Here is a 20,105-nt window from a genome sequence, read left to right as displayed (position 1 = left end):
GGCTCCCTTTTTATTGCCGATCAACGATAGAACGCCCGCAGCACCTCACTCTGCAAGACAAAATCGATGTAGCGCGCCACCGCCGGCGAATTCAGTTTTCTGTCCGGATAGACCAGCCAAAGCTCATTGCCCGTGACTTCCCATTCCGGCAGCACTTTCACCAGCTGCGCCTGCGATATCTCATCGCTGAGAAAACGCGGCAGCAGCGTAATGCCACCGCCTTCAATGGCGCACTGACGGGCATAAATCAGATTGTCGGTCAGGTGCGTTGGCGGCAGCAGCCAGCGATAGCTCTCTTCACCCTTGCTCAGCAGCCATTCAGCCCAGGCACGATGGGCAATCGACTGGTGCTCCGGCAGCTGATGCGGATGATGAATCGCCGGGAAGCGCGCCAGATAAGCAGGCGACGCCACCAAATCGCGCTGACAGTAGCCGATGCGTCGACCAATCAGTGTCGAATCTTCCGGCTTCCCGGTGCGCAGCGCGATATCTACCCCCTCCTCCACCAGATCGCGCCGCTCATCGGAGATCAGCACTTCCAGCGTCACCTCGGGATAGCGCCGCTGAAACTCAATATTGCATTTCGCCAACAGCGTAGCGCCAATGCCCGCCGGGCTGGTAATGCGCAGCCGCCCGCTAGGGTTCTCCCGCAGCCGTGCGATCGCCTGTTCAGCACGCTCACTGGCCTGCAATAGTTCCTGACAATGGATCAGGTAACGTTCACCGGCAAAGGTCAGGCTCAGCTTGCGCGTGGTGCGATTGAGCAGCCGCAGACCCAGCTGCTGTTCCAGCTGGCTGATGCGCTGACTGACGCTCGATTTTGGCAGCCCGGCGCGCTGGGCCGCTGCGGTGAAACTGCCGCAGCCCGCCACCAGCGCAAACAGCGCCATATCCTGCAGTTGCTTAAACATGATTGTTCACCTGAGACGAACGCTGTGTGAGTTATTGTCCATATTATCATCGCTGGCGGATGCCACTACACTTAAGGCATCAACCAAGGAGAACATCGTGAATATTCGAGCCATTGCTATCAACCCTGAGAACCCCGCGCAGTTTATTGAGATTCAGCCAGAGAAGCCGACGCCGGGCGAATACGATCTGCTGGTGGAAGTGAAGGCGGTATCGGTCAATCCGGTCGATACCAAGGTGCACAAAGGCGCGCAAAAAAATGGCCTGCAGCAGCCGCGCATCCTCGGCTGGGACGCCAGCGGCGTGGTGCGGGAAGTGGGCAGCAGCGTCACAAATTTCAAAGCGGGCGACGAAGTCTATTACGCTGGCGATCTGACCCGTCCGGGCAGCAACAGCACGCATCAGCTGGTGGATGCGCGTATTACCGGCCACAAGCCGACCTCGCTTGAGTGGGCAGCGGCGGCGGCGATTCCGCTAACCGCACTGACCGCGTGGGAAGGCCTGTTTGAGCGTCTCCATCTCGATCAGGCGGGCGCCGACAAAACGCTGCTGATCGTTGGCGGCGCGGGCGGCGTGGGTTCACTGGCGATTCCGCTGGCTAAGCTGCGCAGCAAGGTCAAAGTGATTGCCACCGCATCGCGCCCGGATTCGGTGAAATGGTGTCAGGAACGCGGCGCCGATCTGGTGATTGACTACAAAGATATGCCGGGCGAGCTGGAGAAGCATGGCCTGAAGCAGGTCGATTATATTTTCTGCCTGAATGATACCGATGGCCACTGGAACACCATGGCACAGCTGATTGCGCCGCAGGGCCATATCTGCACCATCGTGGAAAATGAGCATCCGCTGTCGATGGATCAGCTGAAGCTAAAAAGCGCCGCGCTGCACTTTGAACTGATGTATACGCGCAGCATGTTCAAGACGCCAGATATGGCGCAGCAGGGTGAGATTCTGGATGCGGTGGCGACACTGCTGGATGAAGGTAAACTGCAGGGCACGCTGAGCGAGACGCTGCACGGCCTGAGCGTTGATACGCTGACGCAGGCACACGGCAAAGTGCTGGAAGGCCACATGCGTGGCAAAGTGGTTATCGCTTACTGATAGCCTCTGGCCGACCGGCCAGCCAGCGCAGGTGACGGGCCAGCGGGCGTGATGCTCGCTGGCCCGTTTTCGATCAGGCTTTTACCAGCGCGCGCACCAATTCGACGCAGCGTAAAAACCGGCTGTCATAATCATCTTCTTCCACGTGCACATAATCGACCTGGTTCGCCTCGAGCATCGATACCAGCAGCGTCTGAAACTCACGACGATCCACCGAGCTGCCAAGACTGCGCAGCCCGTCGGCCACCCAGGGCACATTGTTCTCCAGCAGGATCACCAGATCGAAACGATATTCATCGATCAGCGCCTGCACAAACGGATGTTCGCGCCCTTCATACTTTTTGCAAAACGCCTGCGTGGTAACAAAATCGGTGTCGATAAACGCCACCTTGTTAGCGTACTTCACCGCAAAGTCGATATATTGCGCCTGGCCCAGGGCGATTTTGTCGTAGTCGGAATATTGCAGTGCCATTTCGTCACCGCCAAGGTGTGAGAAAACGTAATCGCGACCATATTCCCAGGCGCTGGTGGTGTTGAAGATATTGGCCAGCTTGTTAACCAGCGTCGATTTGCCGCTCGATTCGCCGCCTAAAATCGCCACCGTACGGACAAAGAACGGCTTCACTTCGGTAGGAATGTATTCCCAGTAGTGAAACGGATTCTGGCGGATCTGCGCGCCGCTGATGTTCATAAAGGATCGTTTTGGATCGATCACCCGCGCCTCGATCCCCAGATGCGCCTGATACTGCGCGCCATCCTGCTCTTCGCTGGTGTAGACACAGTCCGGCAAAATGCCCTCATTGGACATATAGGTCTGAATACCGGCGCTCCAGACATCCCAGCCGTGCGGATAAGGCTCCATGCCCTCTTCGTTAAAGGCGTGAATATGAATATTTTTCTGATATTTAAAGGTCTGCAGCAGCCAGCGAAGGCGATCGCTGACCGTCGGCTGTTGCGACATGGCACTGTTTTCAAACAGCTGGCGATCGCGCGAGTCGTCATAGCCCATCACGATATGCAGCTCATCCACCTGGCTACAGGCACGCTGGATCAGATAAATGTGCCCGGTGTGCAGCGGATAAAACTTGCCGAATACCACGCCAATGGTTTTCTCACGACGCGGAAACTCCAGGCCTAAAAAGCGGTGCAGTGCCTCCAGCTTCTGGGCGCTGGGGCTTTTGATTTTGGCGTTTAACAGCTGGCTGAGATAGCCTTTGGTCATGCCGCTGGCGTCTGCAACCTGTTGCAGCGTATGTCCCTGCTGGCGGATAGCCGTTTTAAGATACTCAAATGACGACATGATCTGCCTCCTGCGTAAAGGGTATGCCGGGCTGAGCGAAAAGCGGCCCCGCAGGGCCGCTGTGCATCAGAGTTCGTCCAGAATCGCCAGCGCATCGGCCAGCTTTTTAACGCCAAACACCTGCATGTTTTCCGGCATCCGTTTCGGTACGTTGGCCGCCGGAACGATGGCGCGCTTAAAGCCGTGCTTGGCCGCTTCGGAGATGCGCTCCTGACCGCTGGGCACCGGACGAATTTCGCCAGCCAGGCCGACTTCGCCAAAAATCACCAGGTCAGGCGGCAGCGGACGGTCGCGCAGGCTGGAGACCATCGCCAGCAGCAGCGCCAGATCGGCACTGGTTTCGGTGACCTTCACCCCGCCAACCACGTTGACGAACACATCCTGATCGGCCATTTGCAGGCCGCCATGACGGTGCAACACCGCCAGCAGAATGGCGAGGCGGTTCTGCTCCAGCCCTACCGCCACGCGGCGCGGGTTGCCCATCATCGACTGATCGACCAGCGCCTGAATCTCCACCAGCAGCGGGCGCGTGCCTTCCCAGACCACCATCACCGAACTGCCCGGCGTCACCTCATCGCCACGCGAGAGAAAAATCGCCGACGGGTTGCTGACTTCGCGCATGCCCTGCTCGGTCATGGCAAACACGCCCAGCTCATTGACCGCGCCAAAGCGATTTTTATGGCTGCGCAGCGTGCGGAAACGCGAATCGGCATCGCCGTCGAGCATCACCGAACAATCGATGCAGTGCTCAAGCACTTTCGGCCCGGCCAGCGATCCATCTTTGGTGACGTGGCCAACCATCACAATCGCCACGCCGCGGGTTTTGGCGAAGCGCGTCAGATAGGCAGCGGTTTCACGCACCTGCGCCACGCTGCCCGGCGACGACTGAATGTCCGCCATGTGCATCACCTGGATTGAGTCGATCACCATCAGCTTCGGCTGCTCCTGCTCGGCGATCAGGCAGATCTGTTCGATGCTGGTTTCCGACAGCATGTTCAGATCCTGAGTCGGCAGACCGAGACGGTGCGCGCGCATAGCGACCTGCTGCAGCGACTCTTCGCCGGTGACATACAGGGTTTTCATGCCCTCTGCCAGCTTGCACAGCGTTTGTAGCAGCAGCGTACTTTTACCGGCGCCGGGACTGCCGCCGATCAGAATGGCGCTGCCGGGCACCACGCCGCCGCCAAGCACGCGGTCAAACTCTTTAAAGCCGGTGGAGAAGCGCGGCAGCTCTTCCAGGCTAATGTCCGAAAGCTTTTGCACGCGGCTGACGCCGCTGCTGCCCGCGTAGCCCGACAGACGCTCATTGCGCGCCACCGTCGGCGAGGCGGCAAGCCGCACTTCGGTAATCGTATTCCACGCCTGGCAGGCGCTGCACTGCCCCTGCCAGCGAGGGTAATCTGCGCCGCATTCATTACAAACAAAGGCACGTTTTGCCGCTTTGGCCAAAGTAACTCCTCAGTTAACGCTCTTCGTGAATCAGGCTGCCGCTGAGGATGCAAAAGACGCCCATCAGATCGGCATGCCGAATGGTCACGTTGGTTTGTTCATTTACTTTTGGCTTGGCGTGATAGGCGATGCCCAGCGCCGAAGCCTTGATCATCAGTAGGTCGTTAGCGCCATCGCCAATCGCCACGGTCTGTTCCGCTTCGATGCCAAACCGCTGCGCCAGCTTGTGCAGCGTGTCGGCTTTATATTGCGCATCGACAATCGGCCCAATCACCTCACCGGTGAGTTTGCCGTCGCGGATCTCCAACTCATTGGCCACTACCGCCGCCAGATGCAGCTTGTCGCGCAGATATTCGGCGAAGAAGGTGAAGCCGCCGGAGGCGATCGCCACCTGCCAGCCCAGCGCCTGCAGCTTTTGCACCAGCGTAATCAGGCCCGGCATCAGCGGTAGCCGATCGCGCACCTGCAGCAGGATATTGGCGTCGGCATCTTTCAGGGTGCCCACGCGCTGGCGCAGGCTGGCGGTGAAATCGAGTTCTCCGCGCATGGCGCGTTCGGTGACTTCCGCCACCAGCTCGCCACTGCCAGCCAGTTTGGCAATTTCATCGATGCACTCAATTTCAATGGCGGTGGAATCCATGTCCATCACCAGCAGGCCCGGCGCTTTCAGGTAGGGAATTTTCCCCAGCGGCGCGACATCGAAGCCCGCGTCATGAGCCAGCTTAGTGGCTCGCGGCGTTAGCGATCCCGCCAGACGCACCACCTGATATTCATCGACGCACCAGGCGCTGACGATAACCATGGCGGCACCAAGCTGATGCTGAAACGCCGTCAGACGTGCTTTATCCAGCCCGCGTCCATACAGCAGCCAGCCGGTACGTCCGGCACGATAATCCAGCGGCATGACTTCGTCACCGCTGAGAGAAAGGGGTAAACCTGGCCAGAGTGAAAGATCGGCGGGCAGGTCGCTCCAGGTCAAACGATTTGGCATTACAGCTTCTCCAGGCGGGACAACAAAACCACGCAAGAGGCTACCCTGTCAGCGACGCTTCTGGCAACATAAAGTGTCGAAAACGACCCGGCTTCTGTCCAGAGTGAGATAAGGTTCGAGATGGCAAAAACCAAGTTGAAATTCCGTCTGCATCGCACGGTGATTGTGCTGATCTGCCTGACGCTGTTAGTGGTGCTGATGCAGGGTGCGTCCTGGTTTAGTCTCGGCCATCAAATGGCACGTTCTGAGCAGGTAGAAGAGCTGGCGCGCGCGCTGACTCGCCAGGTCGCCTTCAGCCTGAACCCGCTGATGGACAACAGCGACAACAACCGGGCGCAAATTGAAGCGATCCTCAACCAGCTCACCGATCAGAGCCGCATTCTTGACGCCTCGGTTTACGCCGATGACGGCTCACTGGTGGCGCACAGCGGCGAAACCATTCGCGTGCGCGATCGCCTGGCGCTCGACGGTCAGCGTGCGGGCAGCTATTTCAATCATCAGCTGGTGCAACCGCTGGAGAACAGCGATGGCCCGCAGGGTTTTCTGCGCGTTACGCTGGATACGCACGTGCTGGTGACCGAAGCCAAACAGGTTGATAACACCACCAACATCTTACGGCTGATGATGCTGCTGGCGCTGGCGATTGGCATTATTTTAACCCGCACTCTGCTGCGCGATCGGCGCACACGCTGGCAGCAGTCGCCGTTCCTGTTAACCGCCAATACGCCGGTAAAAGAGGACAGTGACGACGAGCAGACAGAGCCGGAGCAGAAGTCGTAAGGCGAGTGCAGAGCAGCACAGAGTAAAGCCGGGCGAGAGCTCGCCCGGCAGGCAATCAGGCTTTATCGCCTAACAGCACAGATTCCAGCGCGATTTTGATCATGTCGCTGAAGGTGGTCTGACGCTCTTCGGCGGTGGTCTGCTCGCCGGAACGGATATGATCCGACACGGTACAGATCGCCAGTGCTTTCGCACCGAACTCAGCGGCCACGCCATAGATACCCGCGGCTTCCATCTCCACGCCGAGGATGCCATATTTTTCCATCACGTCGAACATCTGCGGATCTGGCGTATAGAACAGATCGGCGGAGAAGATGTTGCCTACGCGAGCATCAACGCCCAACGTTTTCGCCGCATCAACCGCGTTACGCACCATGTCAAAGTCAGCAATCGCCGCGAAGTCATGATCTTTAAAACGCATACGGTTAACTTTGGAATCGGTGCTGGCACCCATGCCGATGACCACATCACGCAGTTTTACATCGGCACGCACCGCGCCGCAGGAACCGACGCGAATGATTTTCTTCACGCCAAACTCGGTGATCAGCTCTTTTGCATAGATTGAGCAGGAAGGAATGCCCATGCCGTGGCCCATGACTGAAATACGACGGCCTTTGTAGGTGCCGGTATAGCCAAGCATGCCGCGCACGTTGTTGACCTCTACCGCGTCCTCAAGGAACGTCTCGGCGATATGTTTCGCACGCAGCGGGTCACCGGGCATCAATACCACGTCCGCGAAGTCACCCATTTCTGCATTAATATGAGGCGTTGCCATAATTTTTCCTTTTCAGTGTTACGTCAGGCCACCAGCGGTGGCCTGTAATGATTCGCCGCGATTAGAGCAGGCTTTTGCCATATTCCATATCGGAAAGACCGAAATATTTTGCCACCGTCTGACCGATGTCGGCAAAGGTGTCGCGATAGCCGAGGAAGCCAGGCTTCACGTCCGGGCCGTAAATCAGGATCGGAATGTGCTCGCGCGTATGTTCGGTGCCTTCCCACGTGGGATCGCAGCCGTGGTCGGCGGTGAGGATCAGAATATCGCCCTCTTTTACCTGCGCCATTAGCTCAGGCAGGCGGCGGTCAAACAGCTCCAGTCCGCCAGCGTAGCCCGCCACGTCGCGACGATGTCCCCAGGTGGAGTCAAAATCAACGAAGTTGGTGAACACGATGGCGTTATCCGGCGCGGTTTTCATCTCTTCTACCGTGGCGTCAAACAGCGCGTCCAGGCCGGTGGCTTTGATCTTTTTGGTGATGCCGACGTGGGCATAGATGTCAGCGATTTTACCCACTGAAATCACTTCGCCCTGCTTCTCATCCACCAGCTTTTTCAGAATGGTTGGCGACGGTGGCTCAACGGCCAGATCGTGGCGGTTGCCGGTGCGCTCAAAGTGCCCGGCTTTGTCGCCGACGAAAGGACGCGCAATGACGCGACCGATGTTGTAACCGCCTTCGGTCAGCGCTTCACGGGCGATTTCGCACAGGTCGTACAGCCGTTGCAGACCAAAGGTCTCTTCATGGCAGGCGATCTGGAATACCGAGTCGGCAGAGGTGTAGAAAATCGGCTTGCCGGTTTTCATGTGCTCTTCGCCCAGCTGATCCAGAATTACGGTGCCGGATGAATGGCAGTTGCCGAGATAGCCCGGCAGGTCCGCTTTTTCCACCAGCAAATCGAGCAGTTCCTGTGGGAAGCTGTTCTCTTTGTCGCTGAAGTAGCCCCAGTCAAACAGCACCGGCACGCCAGCAATTTCCCAGTGGCCCGACGGCGTATCTTTACCGGAGGAGAGCTCGCTGGCGTAGGCGTAGGCACCGATGATTTCAGCGTTGGCATCCAGTCCCGGCGGGAAGCGGCCGGTTGAGGCTTCTGCGGCTTTACCCAAACCCAGGGCGGTCAGGTTCGGCAGATGCAACGGGCCTTTACGGCCTTTGTCTGCTTCACCGTTAAAGCACGCCTCGGCAATGTGGCCAAGGGTATCTGACCCATGGTCGCCGAACTTGTCGGCATCTTTACTGGAGCCGATTCCGAAAGAATCCAGCACCATGATAAACGCACGTTTCATGTACGACTCCTGCGCGTGAGCGCATCAAATTTAAAAAATCGATCAGAGTAGTATACGGCTATTGGGTGATTCTGCGATAGACCATCGGTGTGGTTGCTGCCGCCTGCTCCGAAGTTTGTACCGCGGCGCGGATCTCCTGCGCGGCCAGCTGCCAGCTCGCCTCATCAGCGGCATGCACAACGGCCAGCGGCGTCTGCTGATCCACTCGCTGACCCAGCGCGGCCATCTCGCTAAGGCCGACGCTGTAATCGATGGTATCGCTGGCGCGACGACGGCCGCCACCCATGGTGACGATGGCCATGCCGATGGCACGCGTATCCATCGCCGTGATCACGCCAGGGCGTTCGGCGTAGACCGCCTTGCTTAAGGTTGCGGCAGGCAGATAGCGATCCATGTTGCTGATGAAATCAGCCGGGCCACCCTGTGCCGCCACCATGCGGCCAAAGCACTCCGCCGCCGCGCCGTTGTCCAGCACCGTCTGCAGCTGACGACGCGCATCGGCGTCGTCGCTGGCCAGACCGCCCGACAGTAGCATTTCGCTGCACAGCGCCAGCGTCACTTCCAGCAGACGCGGATTACGGTAGGCACCGGTGAGGAAATTCACCGCCTCACGCACTTCCAGCGCGTTACCGGCGCTGGAGGCGAGCACCTGATTCATGTCAGTCAGCAGCGCACTGGTTTTGCAACCGGCGCCGTTCGCCACGCCGACGATCGCCTGCGCCAGCTGCTCTGAGGCTTCAAAGGTCGGCATAAAGGCGCCGGAACCCACTTTGACATCCATGACCAGCGCATCCAGGCCTTCCGCCAGCTTCTTCGCCAGAATCGAGGCGGTGATCAGCGGAATAGAATCCACGGTGGCGGTAATATCGCGAGTGGCATAGAAGCGTTTGTCCGCTGGCGCCAGCGAGTTGGTCTGGCCGATAATCGCCACGCCGACCTGCTTGATCATCTGCCGGAAGCGTTCGTCGTTGGGGAAGATATCGAAGCCGGGGATCGCCTCAAGCTTATCGAGCGTGCCGCCGGTGTGACCCAGCCCACGCCCGGAGATCATCGGCACGAAGCCGCCACAGGCCGCGACCATCGGGCCAAGCATCAGCGACGTCACGTCACCCACGCCGCCGGTGGAGTGTTTATCCACCACCGGGCCGGCAAGATCCAGCGCCTGCCAGTTGAGCACGCTGCCGGAATCGCGCATCGCCATGGTCAGCGCCACGCGCTCAGAGAGCACCATATCGTTAAACCAGATGGTCATGGCCAGCGCGGCAATCTGCCCTTCCGTCACGCTGTTATCGCTGACGCCCTGAATGAAAAAACGGATCTCTTCTTCGCTCAGCACCTTGCCGTCACGCTTTTTGCGAATAATTTCCTGTGGCAAAAACATGTCGATCTCCCGATCTTTTAGCGCAAAGAGTTAGTAGCTGGAGGTGCTGGCGGCAACCTGATGGCCCGTGGCCTGCAGCAGGCTGGTTAACAGGCTCGAGGCGCCAAAGCGGAAATGACGCGCATCGGCCCAGTCGCTGCCCAGAATGTCATCGGCCAGCTTCAGGTAGATCGCCGCATCGTCAGCGGTACGCACGCCACCGGCAGGCTTAAAGCCAACCTGCTGCTGCACGCCTTTGTCACGGATGACGCTGAGCATGATTTGCGCCACTTCCGGCGTGGCGTTCACCGGCACTTTACCGGTAGAGGTTTTGATGAAGTCGGCACCGGCATCGATAGCGATTTCAGAGGCCTGACGGATCAGTGCTTCTGATTTCAGCTCACCGGTTTCAATGATCACTTTCAGCAGCACGTTAGCGGCGGCGCAGGCTTCTTTACAGGCTTTCACCAGCGCAAAACCCACTTCCTGGTTGCCTGCCATCAGCGCGCGATACGGAAACACCACGTCAACTTCATCGGCACCGTAGGCAATTGCCGCGCGGGTTTCGGCCAGCGCGATATCGATATCATCATTGCCGTGCGGGAAGTTGGTGACCGTCGCGATGCGCACCTCTGGCGTGCCCTGCTCGCGCAGCGCCTTGCGGGCAACCGGGATAAAGCGCGGATAGATGCAGATAGCGGCTGTGGTGCCCGCAGGCGAATTGGCCTGACGGCATAGCGCGATCACTTTGGCATCGGTGTCATCGTCGTTCAGGGTGGTCAGATCCATCAATTTCAGCGCGCGCAGCGCAGAGGCGGTTACATCACTCATGTTTATTCTCCAACTTGCAGACAAGGTAAACGCGCCGTGCAGCGCGCAATGTTAAAATAATAACAGACTGAACCCGACGGAAACGTGCGGACAATCACATCACCACGGCGAAGCGGCGGGCAGATGGGCAATAACGTGCCTCGCCGCGGCCTTTCAATGTGATAATTTTAACATAGAACGGGCCGGGGTTGGAAATCGCCAATGGGCTCAAAATGCGAACAGGCGTCGGGTGGTAGCGTAAATCGTGCTGGCGATCTGCTCAGCCGGTTCACTGCGCAGTTCGCACAGCGCCTGCCAGACACGCCGCACCTGTTCCGGCCGATTCGGCTCGCCCTGAAAGCCATTCAGCGGCATATCGGGCGCATCGGTTTCCAACAGCAGCGATGAGAGCGGCAGCTGCGCGATGGTGTTGCGCGTCTTGCTGGCGCGTGGATAGGTAATGGTGCCGCCGACGCCGATCGCATAGCCCAGCTTAATAAACGCCTCTGCCTGCTGCAGGCTACCGGCAAAGCCGTGTACCACGCCGCGCCGGGGCAGATCGATGCGACGCAGGTGCAGCGCCAGCTTGTCGTGCGTGCGCCGGGAATGCAGGATCACCGGCAAATCGTGGTCGCGCGCCAGCCGAAGCTGCGCATCGAGCAGCCATTGCTGTCGGCTAAAGTCCGGCTGCTCCATGTAGAGATCGAGACCGATTTCACCGATTGCCACCAGCTTAGGCGGCTTGCTGGCGAGCAGCGTGTCCAGCTGCGCCAGATGGGCATCCTGATGCTGATTAATCACAACAGGATGCAAACCCAGCGCGGCCCACAGCGGTGGGTGATCGCTGGCCAACTTCAGCACGCCGGCAAACCGGCTGGCGTCCACTGCGGGCACAATGATGTTTTCCACGCCTGCCGCGGCAGCCAGACGCAGGCTTTCCTCGGTGCGATCGATAAAAGGGGGAAAATCAAAATGGCAGTGGGTGTCGATAAACATCTCTTTCATCCGATAAACCTCAGAACAGGATTAAGCAGTTTACCTTTGGCAGGCGCGACGAAAAACAGCGATACACGAGGAAGAAAACAGAGGGCGTCGAAACGCGGATAAAGCGAGTGTTCACTGTTGTGCGGCAGCAGCGCCTTATTGCAAAAAGCGCCGCCGCACCATAAAAAAACGCCCTCAGCGAGGGCGTTTTTCTGTGCAGGCGTTGTTCAGACGTTCTCTGCCGTAATCTTCCTGTACGATACCGGAAAACCAGTCATTATTCCCTGCGGTCCAGACAGCATCGTTATCAAACCACTCTGCCCAAACCAGCCACATCTGGCCTTTCCATTGTTTCCATTTGCCAACGACGATGTCGCCATTCATGACTGAACTCCGATCTTACAGGCGATCAACTGTTCTAGAGGCGCTTACGGCCCGTGAACAGGCTGATCAGGAACAGGATGATACCTACCACGAAGACAACTTTAGCGGCCCATGCTGCGGTACCCGCCAAGCCACCAAAACCCAACGCGGCTGCAATCAGTGCAATGACCAGAAAAATAATACCCCAACGAAACATAAGCCTCTCCTTAACCATAGTGAAATCGAACTGCTTGTGCATCCAATCCAGGGGAGTATCCCGCGAATCGTCTTTTTATATACCGACTGCAGCCTGCGAACAGGCTGCATAAATCATTACGATTTAACGGTCAGGTCGTTTTTAACGCTTTTCACGCCTTCAATGGCTTTTGCGATACCTTCTGCGCGGTCTGACTGCGCTTTGTTATCGACGGTTCCTGATAACAGAACAACGCCATCATTGGTTTCCACTTTCACTTTACGTGAAGGGATGATGTCATCTGCTAACAGTTTAGCCTTAATTTCGCTGGTTGTTGCAGCATCGCCTGCATAACCTTTAACTGACTGATTTTTGCTGTCTTTAACGTGTAGCTTATCGCTAACGGATTTCACGCCTTCAACTTTTTTAACCAACGCGACGGCTTTTTCTGCCTGATCCTGAGAGGTAACGAAACCGCTCAGCGTGACCACGCCGTTGTGCGTTTTAACGGAAATGTCTGTGCTTTTAATTGCGTCGTCATCTACCAGTGCAGCTTTTGCTTTGGCAGTAACACCGCTGTCATCCATAAAACCATCGACTTTTTTCATAGAACTATCGATTTTAGAACCTGCGCTGTCGGCGGTGTTCTGTGCTTTATGGGTCATGGTTTCTTCTGCCAGAGCAGAACCACTCATCAGCGCAGAACCAACCAGTACAGCCATCAGAGTTTTAGCAATCTTAGTCTTGTTCATCGATTTCTTCCTTCTATCAGTTGATTCACCTGCATCTGCAGGCTTACAGCAAAATTTACGCTTGCTGTTGAAACGGGTGGTACGGAATTAACCCGTATAACACCGCACCCGATGAAGTAATCATAGACGGCAATTTCCGTTCTGCTTGATTTTTTGGTTAGAAAACAGGGGAAAGGAATTTTTTAAGAGGAGTCTGTAGCGATGCATGCTGAGAAAACAGCAGAGGTGAGCGATTTTTATGGGCCGGGGCGCACATTATAATGCGCCCCGACGTCAATCCCGCTATTAGTGTTCGCGGGTTTTACGGAACACCACTTCCGGATAGCGTTCCTGAGTGATATTCAGGTTCACCATGGTTGGCGCAATGTAGGTAAGATTGTCACCGCCATCCAGCGCCAGATTGACTTCGTTTTTGCGCTGAAATTCGTCGAATTTCTTCACGTCCGGGCAATCTACCCAGCGGGCAGTCGAGACGTTAATCGCTTCGTAGATCGCCTCAACATTGTATTCGCTTTTCAGACGCGCCACGACCACATCAAACTGCAGTACACCCACCGCGCCGACGATCAAATCGTTGTTGTGCACCGGACGGAAGACCTGCACTGCGCCCTCTTCCGACAGCTGCACCAGCCCTTTCAACAGCTGCTTCTGCTTCAGCGGATCGCGCAGACGAATACGACGGAACAGCTCTGGCGCAAAGTTAGGGATGCCGGTGAACTTCAGATTTTCGCCCTGGGTAAAGGTATCGCCAATCTGAATGGTGCCGTGGTTATGCAGGCCGATGATATCGCCCGGCCAGGCTTCTTCCACGTGGGTACGATCGCCCGCCATAAAGGTCAGCGCATCGGAAATCACCACGTCTTTGCCGGTGCGCACCTGGCGCAGCTTCATGCCTTTTTCATACTTACCGGACACCACGCGCATAAAGGCGACGCGGTCACGGTGTTTCGGGTCCATATTGGCCTGAATCTTAAACACAAAGCCGGTGAACTTGTCTTCATGGGCTTCAACCACACGCGCATCGGTTTTGCGCGGCATCGGTGGCGGTGCCCACGACACCAGGCCATCCAGCATGTGATCAACGCCAAAGTTGCCCAGCGCAGTGCCGAAAAACACCGGCGTTAGCGAACCCTGTAAAAAGGCATCCTGCTCAAACTCATGCGATGCGCCCTGCACCAGCTCCAGCTCTTCACGCAGCTGCGCGGCCAGCTCTTCGCCTACCGCCTGATCGAGATCCGGGTTGTGTAAACCTTTGACGATGCGCACTTCCTGAATGGTGCTGCCTTTGCCTGACTGATAAAGGTAGGTTTCATCTTTATAAAGGTGATACACGCCTTTAAACAGTTTGCCGCAGCCAATGGGCCAGGTGATGGGCGCACAGGCGATTTTCAGTTCGCTCTCCACCTCATCCAGCAGCTCCATAGGATCGCGAATATCGCGGTCCAGCTTGTTCATAAAGGTGATGATTGGCGTATCGCGCAGTCGCGTCACTTCCATCAGCTTGCGGGTACGATCCTCAACGCCTTTTGCCGCGTCGATGACCATCAGGCAGCAGTCCACCGCCGTCAGCGTACGGTAGGTATCTTCCGAGAAGTCTTCGTGTCCCGGCGTGTCCAGCAGGTTGACCAGGCTTTCACGGTAAGGAAACTGCATCACCGAGGTCGTGATCGAAATACCACGCTGCTTTTCCATCTCCATCCAGTCCGATTTGGCGTGCTGGTTGGAGCCACGGCCTTTTACCGTACCGGCGGTCTGGATCGCCTGTCCGAACAGCAGCACTTTTTCAGTGATGGTGGTCTTACCGGCATCGGGGTGCGAAATAATGGCAAAAGTGCGGCGACGCGCCACTTCTTGCATAAAGGGTGCATTTGACATGGATAGGTCTTCTGTTTCAGCGCCCGGCAGCCCGCTGGCTACCGGGCCGGGAATTCACGATGGCCGGCATTTTCGCCGATCTGTGAGGGTTAAACAATGCAATGCCGCGTAATCATGCAGAAAAGCGGCTGAGGCGTCACGCCGGCAACGATGAAACCCCTCAGGCAAACAGCAGGGTTTCGAGCTCATGCAGCGAGGCTACTTCCCAGTCTGGCGTAATCTGCTCTGGCTTGCTGCGCCCGTCGGCGTTCAGCCAGCAGGTTTTCAGCCCGGCGTTGATGCCGCCTAAAATGTCGGAGTCGGGATTATCGCCCACCATTAGCACGCGATCGCGCGGCGGATGGCCCATTTTTTCCAGCGCGTGATTGAAGATATCGGGGTGCGGTTTAGCCACGCCAACCTGCTCCGAGATCACCAGCAGATCGAAGAAGCCCAGAAAGCCGGTGCGCTGTAGCCGCGCCTGTTGCAGCGCGGTAAAACCGTTGGTAATGATGCCCATCTTCACTTCGCCCTTCAGGCGTTCGATCAGATTAACGGCACCTTTCAGCGGCACGCAAATCTCCGCCATGGCGTTTAAAAAGCCGCTGTTGAGCGTATCCGGCGTGACGTTCAGCCGCTCCGCCCACGGAGTAAAGCGCTGATGCTGCAGTTGCAGCGCGCTAATGGCGCCATTCTGATATTCCACCCACAGCGGCTTGTTGATCGCCTGATAATCGGCGTAATCACCTGCGGAAAAAGCCACGTCATACTGACGAAACAGCTGTTGCAGTCCGGCAAAAGCGTCAAAGTGAAACAGGGTGTCGTCGGCGTCGAAAAGAATCCAGTCCCAGTTAGCTAACATCGTTTCCTCACAAGTCGGGCGACGATTACAGCGTCAGCGCCATAATGATCGCATCTTCACGGCCGGTGGCCGTGGGATAATAGTTGCGGCGCAGCGATACCTGATTAAATTCCAGGGATTCATAGAGTTGAATCGCGGCCTGATTGGACGCGCGCACTTCCAGCCACAGGGTCAGCACATCGCGCTGCAGCAGTGCATCAATCAGATGCAGTAGCAGCTGACGGCCAAAACCCCGCCGCTGGAACGCCGGATCGACCGCAATGTTAAACAGCGTTGCTTCATCCAGCACCACCTGCGTGATGGCAAAAGCGGCCAGCGTGTCGTCGACCGTCAGCCGATAATTCAGGTAGCGCTCGCCCTGATTGCTGGCAAGGGTTTTTTCCGTCCACGGAAAAGCGTGGCTGCGCTGCTCAATGGCAAACGCCTGCGGTAAATCATTCGGGGTGAGAAAGGAGATGGCCGTCATGTTCACAAATTTGTCGCCAGAGTGCGCGTTTCGCCGCGCCGTTGTAATAAAGCTCATCTAAAGCCGGAGAATCGAGCTGAATGCCTGCGCGCGTCAGCGGATCGCTCAGGCCAAGGCACCAGCTGGCGTACTCGCCCTCTTCCGGCAGCATTGCTACCTGATCGGGCGTCAGCGGCATCACCTGATGCGGCTCGAGCGCCAGCGCGCGCAGCACATCAGCCACCAGCGCATCATCCAGCGCTGGCGGTACCGTCGCCACGATCAACAGCCGCGTATCGGGCGCCACCGTCAGGGCTATTTCACCTTTCAATGCGCGCGGACGCCGCAGCTGATACTGCGTAATGCCCATCTGCTGTAACAGCCAGTCACGCCTGGAAGCCATAATATTAACCCGTTTTAGCCACAAGAATGCGGCGCTATGCTAGCAAACCCATCGAACATGCGCCAACAAACCACTATACTCTGCCCTCAGTTTTTTAAGGAGCCAACCATGCCCGCTTTTTCCCCGGCCAGCGAAGTAATCCTGCGCCACAGTGATGAATTTACCGAACGCCGCGTGCTGTTTGCCGGCGATCTGCAGGATGACCTGCCCGCCCAGCTTGAGACGCAGCTCAGCAAAGTCTTTACTCAGCAATACCATCACTGGCAGTTGCTTAGCCCGCGCCTGGAAGAGAACGCGCGTTTTAGCCTGGTGGCAACCGCCGATGACGTCAGCGATTGCGATACGCTGGTTTACTACTGGCCAAAGAGCAAGCCAGAAGCGCAGTACCAGCTGCAAAACCTGCTCTCCCTGCTGCCTGAAGGCTGCGATCTGTTTGTGATCGGCGAAAACCGTAGCGGCGTGCGCAGCGCGGAAGGCATGGTTGAGGCGTGGGCAAAGCTGGATAAAATCGACAGCGCCCGCCGTTGTGGCCTCTATCATGGCAAGCTGGAAACCCGTCCTGACTTTGATGCAGAGAGCTTCTGGCACAGCTACGAAGTGGATGGCCTGACCATTAAAACCTTGCCTGGCGTCTTCAGCCGTGATGGCCTTGATGCCGGCAGCCGCCTGCTGCTGTCTACGCTGAGCGCGCATACCAAAGGCAAAGTACTGGACGTCGGCTGTGGCGCAGGTGTGCTTTCTGCCACGCTGGCCAGCCATTCGCCGAAGGTGCGTCTGACCCTGACCGACGTCAACGCAGCGGCCGTCGCGGCCAGTAAAGCGACGCTGGCAGCCAATCAGCTGGAAGGCGAAGTGTTCCCGAGCAACGTCTTCTCTGACGTTACCGGCCGCTTCGATATGATCATCTCCAACCCGCCGTTTCATGAAGGCACGCAAACCAGCCTTGATGCTGCTCAGACGCTGATCCGCGGCGCGGCGAAGCATCTGAACACCGGCGGCGAGCTGCGTATCGTGGCTAACGCCTTTTTGCCGTATGCCCAGGTACTGGACGAAACCTTCGGCAGTCATGAAGTGCTGGCGCAGACCGGTCGCTTCAAGGTTTATCGTGCGGTTTATGGTCGTGCCGCCAAAGCGTTACGCAGCGCGAAATAAGCGAGAAATGTCCGTTGCCGTCGGCGGCTGACGCTTTTTGCGGCAATCATCCGACGGCGGCGAAATATCTGTTGACGTCCTGAGTAAAACCTCTAGAATGCGCCTCCGTGGTGGCAATACGGTTTCGTGTTGCGGGTATGCGAAGGTGGCGGAATTGGTAGACGCGCTAGCTTCAGGTGTTAGTGTCTTAACGGACGTGAGGGTTCAAGTCCCTCTCTTCGCACCAAACATCACAACTGTTTTATATCGCACAGCATTTGCGCGAAGGTGGCGGAATTGGTAGACGCGCTAGCTTCAGGTGTTAGTGTCTTAACGGACGTGAGGGTTCAAGTCCCTCTCTTCGCACCATGCGGTGATATAATTCAGGACAACTTATTGCGAAGGTGGCGGAATTGGTAGACGCGCTAGCTTCAGGTGTTAGTGTCTTAACGGACGTGAGGGTTCAAGTCCCTCTCTTCGCACCAGTTGTCTTTTTCTCTTCTGCTTCACTGCATTATTCCCCTGCTGTTTTCTGCACGTTTTCCTGATCAATCCTGTTTCATCATCCAGACGCTATTGTTTCACGCCGCCCTGCGGGCGCTTATCCCGTGGTAAAATTCAGTGAAATGGCCGCCAGTGCGCCCGCCAGAGCCAGACAGGATGGCAACAGCAAATAGTGACGCAGCGTTTTATGAAACAGCATGGTCGCAGTCAGCAGCAAAGCGATAATCATCACCAGCCGCCATTCGCTGTAAGAGAGCTGCATCATTGCCAACAGCGGCAACGCCGTGCAGGGCAACAGCACGCCCCACGCGCTATCCAGCCGTTTGCCCATGAACCAACTCACCCCCCACAATCCACATGCGGTAAACATGGCAATGATCATGCTTTTAGCCCTTAGATGATAATGATTACCACTAGCATATGATAATTTTTATCACTTTGCAGCAGGCCGGTGAAACTTTCCCGCCGCCGGATGACAGCCTGGGACGAAAATGCTAAATTCGCTCCGCTTCACACTCAGCTTATCCTTATAAAAAAACAACCCGGCCGCTGGCAGGCGTTGTTGCTTTCGCATCGCGCTTTAATATGTAAAAGCCATGACGAGTACTTAAATGAAATTACAAAGTTATGATGAATTACTTCACAGCAAATACCGATTATCGTTGTTATTATTTTTGGCGCTTAATTTAGCCGCATCGCTGTTTTGTTGTATCCCCGGCACCAGCCTGACCCCCACCACGCCGACCTTACCGGCGATAGTTATTGCCATCAGCAGCGCCTTGCTGTTATTCGCGTTATTTTTCCTTTCTAAACGCAAATTAGCCTTATTAACGTTGGTCGCCTTTTTTATGGGCGCATTATGGGCATGGCATATCACCGATAAATATTTACGCGGCCTGTATATTGATGGCGTTTTTTTATTGTTCAGCCTGATCACCATTTTTTTTATCAGTGCCATCGCGCTGAGCGATTATCTGCTCGCCTTCTGTTTGCATATTGCCCCGGCCTCGTCGGCGGTGCTGGTGCTGGATCAGGGCGAACACCGGCTGTTGATCCTCTTTACCCTCGCCCTGCCGCTGATCGGTTTCACATTGCAGCATATGATGCGCCGCCGCAGCGATCGCTTTACCCGTCAGCTGGTGCAGCAACTCTATGCGGAGAAAGAGAGCTACAGCGATCTCAGCATGCTCGATCCGCTGACCGGCCTTTATAATCGCCGCGGCCTGAAAAACCGGCTGGCAAACCTGCCGGGCGATGGCACCAGCAATCACTTCGTGCTGCTGCTCGATATCGATCATTTCAAGGCATACAACGACAATTACGGTCATGCGATGGGCGATCAGGCACTGGCGCGCGTCTCGGTCGCCATTCGCGATGCGGTGCGCTCGCGAGATATTGTCGTGCGTTACGGCGGTGAGGAGTTTCTGGTGCTGCTGACCAATGTGGATGCCGCCATCGCTATGAAGCTGGCCGAGCGCATTCGTCAGTACGTGCTTAACCTTGAGATACCGCATCTGTTCAACGATCGGGTCGCCACTCATGTCACGCTCAGCGCCGGGATTGCCCCGCTGAATGAAGCGGGCTTTGAAGCGGCACTCGCCAACGCCGATCGGGCGCTTTACGTCGCCAAACATCAGGGTCGCAACACCCTTCTCGCTTGGGAAAACCTCTCATCGGCGCGCGTTGTGCAAACGGCCAGCGCGCGTTAATCCCTTCCGGCTCGCTACCGCGGGCCGGGCAATTTTTATGCATAATCTTTTTTGCCGCTATTGTGAGCCTGGTTTTTTATGGATAGAATCAAGAACGATTATCATTTGTTTTCGTATCCCGATTCCCTATACAGGATGTCGC

General features: G+C 56.7%; 21 protein-coding genes and 3 tRNA genes. 7 read left to right on the top strand and 17 right to left on the bottom strand.

The window, feature by feature from the left end:
* Positions 1–20: 20 nt before the first annotated feature.
* Positions 21–914, bottom strand: coding sequence for a LysR family transcriptional regulator (locus tag EM595_RS03245; protein ID WP_067427816.1), 894 nt, complete (start codon positions 912–914; stop codon positions 21–23).
* A gap of 94 nt (positions 915–1,008) precedes the next feature.
* Here EM595_RS03245 and EM595_RS03240 point away from each other — a divergent pair, with 94 nt between their 5' ends.
* Positions 1,009–2,010 carry a zinc-binding alcohol dehydrogenase family protein gene (locus EM595_RS03240; protein WP_067427814.1) on the top strand — a complete coding sequence of 334 codons (1,002 nt, stop codon included), beginning with the start codon at positions 1,009–1,011 and terminating at the stop codon, positions 2,008–2,010.
* Between the two features lie 73 nt (positions 2,011–2,083).
* Here the strand turns inward: EM595_RS03240 and nadR are convergent, their stop codons facing one another.
* From nadR to serB, 3 genes are all read right to left on the bottom strand, one after another.
* Positions 2,084–3,310, bottom strand: coding sequence for a multifunctional transcriptional regulator/nicotinamide-nucleotide adenylyltransferase/ribosylnicotinamide kinase NadR (gene nadR / locus EM595_RS03235; RefSeq protein ID WP_067427813.1), 1,227 nt, complete (start codon positions 3,308–3,310; stop codon positions 2,084–2,086).
* Between the two features lie 66 nt (positions 3,311–3,376).
* Positions 3,377–4,759: a DNA repair protein RadA gene (radA, locus tag EM595_RS03230; RefSeq protein WP_067427812.1), complete on the bottom strand. Its 1,383-nt coding sequence runs from the start codon at positions 4,757–4,759 to the stop codon at positions 3,377–3,379.
* A gap of 13 nt (positions 4,760–4,772) precedes the next feature.
* Complete coding sequence (serB, locus tag EM595_RS03225; protein ID WP_067427810.1) at positions 4,773–5,750, bottom strand: phosphoserine phosphatase; 978 nt, start codon at positions 5,748–5,750, stop codon at positions 4,773–4,775.
* Between the two features lie 120 nt (positions 5,751–5,870).
* On the opposite strand from serB, the gene EM595_RS03220 reads away from it, so the two are divergent.
* Complete coding sequence (locus tag EM595_RS03220) at positions 5,871–6,530, top strand: YtjB family periplasmic protein (protein ID WP_067427808.1); 660 nt, start codon at positions 5,871–5,873, stop codon at positions 6,528–6,530.
* A 55-nt stretch (positions 6,531–6,585) separates the two neighbouring features.
* Here the strand turns inward: EM595_RS03220 and deoD are convergent, their stop codons facing one another.
* From deoD to EM595_RS03165, 12 genes are all read right to left on the bottom strand, one after another.
* Positions 6,586–7,305 carry a purine-nucleoside phosphorylase gene (deoD, locus tag EM595_RS03215; protein ID WP_067427806.1) on the bottom strand — a complete coding sequence of 240 codons (720 nt, stop codon included), beginning with the start codon at positions 7,303–7,305 and terminating at the stop codon, positions 6,586–6,588.
* A 61-nt stretch (positions 7,306–7,366) separates the two neighbouring features.
* Positions 7,367–8,590, bottom strand: coding sequence for a phosphopentomutase (gene deoB / locus EM595_RS03210; protein WP_067427805.1), 1,224 nt, complete (start codon positions 8,588–8,590; stop codon positions 7,367–7,369).
* A 58-nt stretch (positions 8,591–8,648) separates the two neighbouring features.
* Positions 8,649–9,971, bottom strand: a complete 1,323-nt coding sequence (gene deoA / locus EM595_RS03205) for a thymidine phosphorylase (protein WP_067427803.1) — start codon at positions 9,969–9,971, stop codon at positions 8,649–8,651.
* A gap of 30 nt (positions 9,972–10,001) precedes the next feature.
* Positions 10,002–10,781: a deoxyribose-phosphate aldolase gene (deoC, locus tag EM595_RS03200; protein ID WP_067427799.1), complete on the bottom strand. Its 780-nt coding sequence runs from the start codon at positions 10,779–10,781 to the stop codon at positions 10,002–10,004.
* 207 nt (positions 10,782–10,988) lie between these two features.
* Complete coding sequence (locus EM595_RS03195; RefSeq protein WP_067427797.1) at positions 10,989–11,765, bottom strand: TatD family hydrolase; 777 nt, start codon at positions 11,763–11,765, stop codon at positions 10,989–10,991.
* A gap of 174 nt (positions 11,766–11,939) precedes the next feature.
* Positions 11,940–12,128 (bottom strand): CsbD family protein, encoded by a 189-nt coding sequence (locus EM595_RS03190; protein WP_067427795.1) that lies wholly within the window; start codon positions 12,126–12,128, stop codon positions 11,940–11,942.
* Between the two features lie 34 nt (positions 12,129–12,162).
* A complete protein-coding gene (locus EM595_RS20565) occupies positions 12,163–12,324 on the bottom strand; it encodes a DUF1328 domain-containing protein (protein WP_004389381.1) in 162 nt (53 codons plus the stop codon).
* Between the two features lie 116 nt (positions 12,325–12,440).
* Complete coding sequence (gene osmY, locus EM595_RS03185; protein ID WP_067427793.1) at positions 12,441–13,055, bottom strand: molecular chaperone OsmY; 615 nt, start codon at positions 13,053–13,055, stop codon at positions 12,441–12,443.
* A gap of 285 nt (positions 13,056–13,340) precedes the next feature.
* Entirely contained in the window at positions 13,341–14,930 is a 1,590-nt protein-coding gene (gene prfC / locus EM595_RS03180) for a peptide chain release factor 3 (protein ID WP_067427791.1), read from the bottom strand.
* A 160-nt stretch (positions 14,931–15,090) separates the two neighbouring features.
* The gene (gene yjjG / locus EM595_RS03175) at positions 15,091–15,771 is read right to left on the bottom strand and encodes a pyrimidine 5'-nucleotidase (RefSeq protein ID WP_067427789.1); all 681 of its coding nucleotides are present in this window, start codon (positions 15,769–15,771) and stop codon (positions 15,091–15,093) included.
* Positions 15,772–15,796: 25 nt separating this feature from the next.
* Complete coding sequence (gene rimI / locus EM595_RS03170; protein ID WP_067427787.1) at positions 15,797–16,237, bottom strand: ribosomal protein S18-alanine N-acetyltransferase; 441 nt, start codon at positions 16,235–16,237, stop codon at positions 15,797–15,799.
* Positions 16,206–16,619 (bottom strand): DNA polymerase III subunit psi, encoded by a 414-nt coding sequence (locus EM595_RS03165; RefSeq protein WP_067427786.1) that lies wholly within the window; start codon positions 16,617–16,619, stop codon positions 16,206–16,208. The genes rimI and EM595_RS03165 overlap by 32 nt, the downstream gene beginning before the upstream one ends.
* 108 nt (positions 16,620–16,727) lie before the next feature.
* Here EM595_RS03165 and rsmC point away from each other — a divergent pair, with 108 nt between their 5' ends.
* The 4 genes from rsmC to EM595_RS03145 all read left to right on the top strand — a co-directional run bounded on the left by rsmC (position 16,728) and on the right by EM595_RS03145 (position 18,235).
* Entirely contained in the window at positions 16,728–17,771 is a 1,044-nt protein-coding gene (rsmC, locus tag EM595_RS03160; protein WP_067427785.1) for a 16S rRNA (guanine(1207)-N(2))-methyltransferase RsmC, read from the top strand.
* A 139-nt stretch (positions 17,772–17,910) separates the two neighbouring features.
* Positions 17,911–17,997 (top strand) — tRNA-Leu (locus tag EM595_RS03155).
* Positions 17,998–18,032: 35 nt separating this feature from the next.
* Positions 18,033–18,119 (top strand) — tRNA-Leu (locus EM595_RS03150).
* 29 nt (positions 18,120–18,148) lie between these two features.
* A tRNA-Leu gene (locus tag EM595_RS03145) sits at positions 18,149–18,235 on the top strand.
* A 116-nt stretch (positions 18,236–18,351) separates the two neighbouring features.
* On the opposite strand, the gene EM595_RS03140 is transcribed toward EM595_RS03145, so the two are convergent.
* Positions 18,352–18,636: a DUF1435 domain-containing protein gene (locus EM595_RS03140; protein WP_067427783.1), complete on the bottom strand. Its 285-nt coding sequence runs from the start codon at positions 18,634–18,636 to the stop codon at positions 18,352–18,354.
* 229 nt (positions 18,637–18,865) lie between these two features.
* Between EM595_RS03140 and EM595_RS03135 the strand changes: the two genes are divergently transcribed.
* The gene (locus EM595_RS03135) at positions 18,866–19,963 is read left to right on the top strand and encodes a GGDEF domain-containing protein (RefSeq protein WP_067427781.1); all 1,098 of its coding nucleotides are present in this window, start codon (positions 18,866–18,868) and stop codon (positions 19,961–19,963) included.
* The last annotated feature ends 142 nt before the right edge of the window (positions 19,964–20,105 follow it).

This window comes from Duffyella gerundensis (assembly GCF_001517405.1).
GTDB lineage: Bacteria > Pseudomonadota > Gammaproteobacteria > Enterobacterales > Enterobacteriaceae > Duffyella > Duffyella gerundensis.
The sequence above is the reverse complement of the archived record's forward strand: the minus strand, read 5'-3'. Positions and strand labels throughout refer to the sequence as shown.

Bases quoted from the DNA above. Each gene is read 5' to 3' on its own strand.
- deoD (WP_067427806.1), bottom strand. From the start codon at position 7,305: ATGGCAACGCCTCATATTAATGCAGAAATGGGTGACTTCGCGGACGTG.
- prfC (WP_067427791.1), bottom strand. From the start codon at position 14,930: ATGTCAAATGCACCCTTTATGCAAGAAGTGGCGCGTCGCCGCACTTTT.
- EM595_RS03165 (WP_067427786.1), bottom strand. From the start codon at position 16,619: ATGGCTTCCAGGCGTGACTGGCTGTTACAGCAGATGGGCATTACGCAG.
- rimI (WP_067427787.1), bottom strand. From the start codon at position 16,237: ATGACGGCCATCTCCTTTCTCACCCCGAATGATTTACCGCAGGCGTTT.
- EM595_RS03220 (WP_067427808.1), top strand. From the start codon at position 5,871: ATGGCAAAAACCAAGTTGAAATTCCGTCTGCATCGCACGGTGATTGTG.
- nadR (WP_067427813.1), bottom strand. From the start codon at position 3,310: ATGTCGTCATTTGAGTATCTTAAAACGGCTATCCGCCAGCAGGGACAT.
- rsmC (WP_067427785.1), top strand. From the start codon at position 16,728: ATGCCCGCTTTTTCCCCGGCCAGCGAAGTAATCCTGCGCCACAGTGAT.
- osmY (WP_067427793.1), bottom strand. From the start codon at position 13,055: ATGAACAAGACTAAGATTGCTAAAACTCTGATGGCTGTACTGGTTGGT.
- serB (WP_067427810.1), bottom strand. From the start codon at position 5,750: ATGCCAAATCGTTTGACCTGGAGCGACCTGCCCGCCGATCTTTCACTC.
- EM595_RS03195 (WP_067427797.1), bottom strand. From the start codon at position 11,765: ATGAAAGAGATGTTTATCGACACCCACTGCCATTTTGATTTTCCCCCT.
- EM595_RS03140 (WP_067427783.1), bottom strand. From the start codon at position 18,636: ATGATCATTGCCATGTTTACCGCATGTGGATTGTGGGGGGTGAGTTGG.
- EM595_RS03135 (WP_067427781.1), top strand. From the start codon at position 18,866: ATGAAATTACAAAGTTATGATGAATTACTTCACAGCAAATACCGATTA.
- EM595_RS20565 (WP_004389381.1), bottom strand. From the start codon at position 12,324: ATGTTTCGTTGGGGTATTATTTTTCTGGTCATTGCACTGATTGCAGCC.
- deoB (WP_067427805.1), bottom strand. From the start codon at position 8,590: ATGAAACGTGCGTTTATCATGGTGCTGGATTCTTTCGGAATCGGCTCC.
- deoC (WP_067427799.1), bottom strand. From the start codon at position 10,781: ATGAGTGATGTAACCGCCTCTGCGCTGCGCGCGCTGAAATTGATGGAT.
- deoA (WP_067427803.1), bottom strand. From the start codon at position 9,971: ATGTTTTTGCCACAGGAAATTATTCGCAAAAAGCGTGACGGCAAGGTG.
- EM595_RS03190 (WP_067427795.1), bottom strand. From the start codon at position 12,128: ATGAATGGCGACATCGTCGTTGGCAAATGGAAACAATGGAAAGGCCAG.
- yjjG (WP_067427789.1), bottom strand. From the start codon at position 15,771: ATGTTAGCTAACTGGGACTGGATTCTTTTCGACGCCGACGACACCCTG.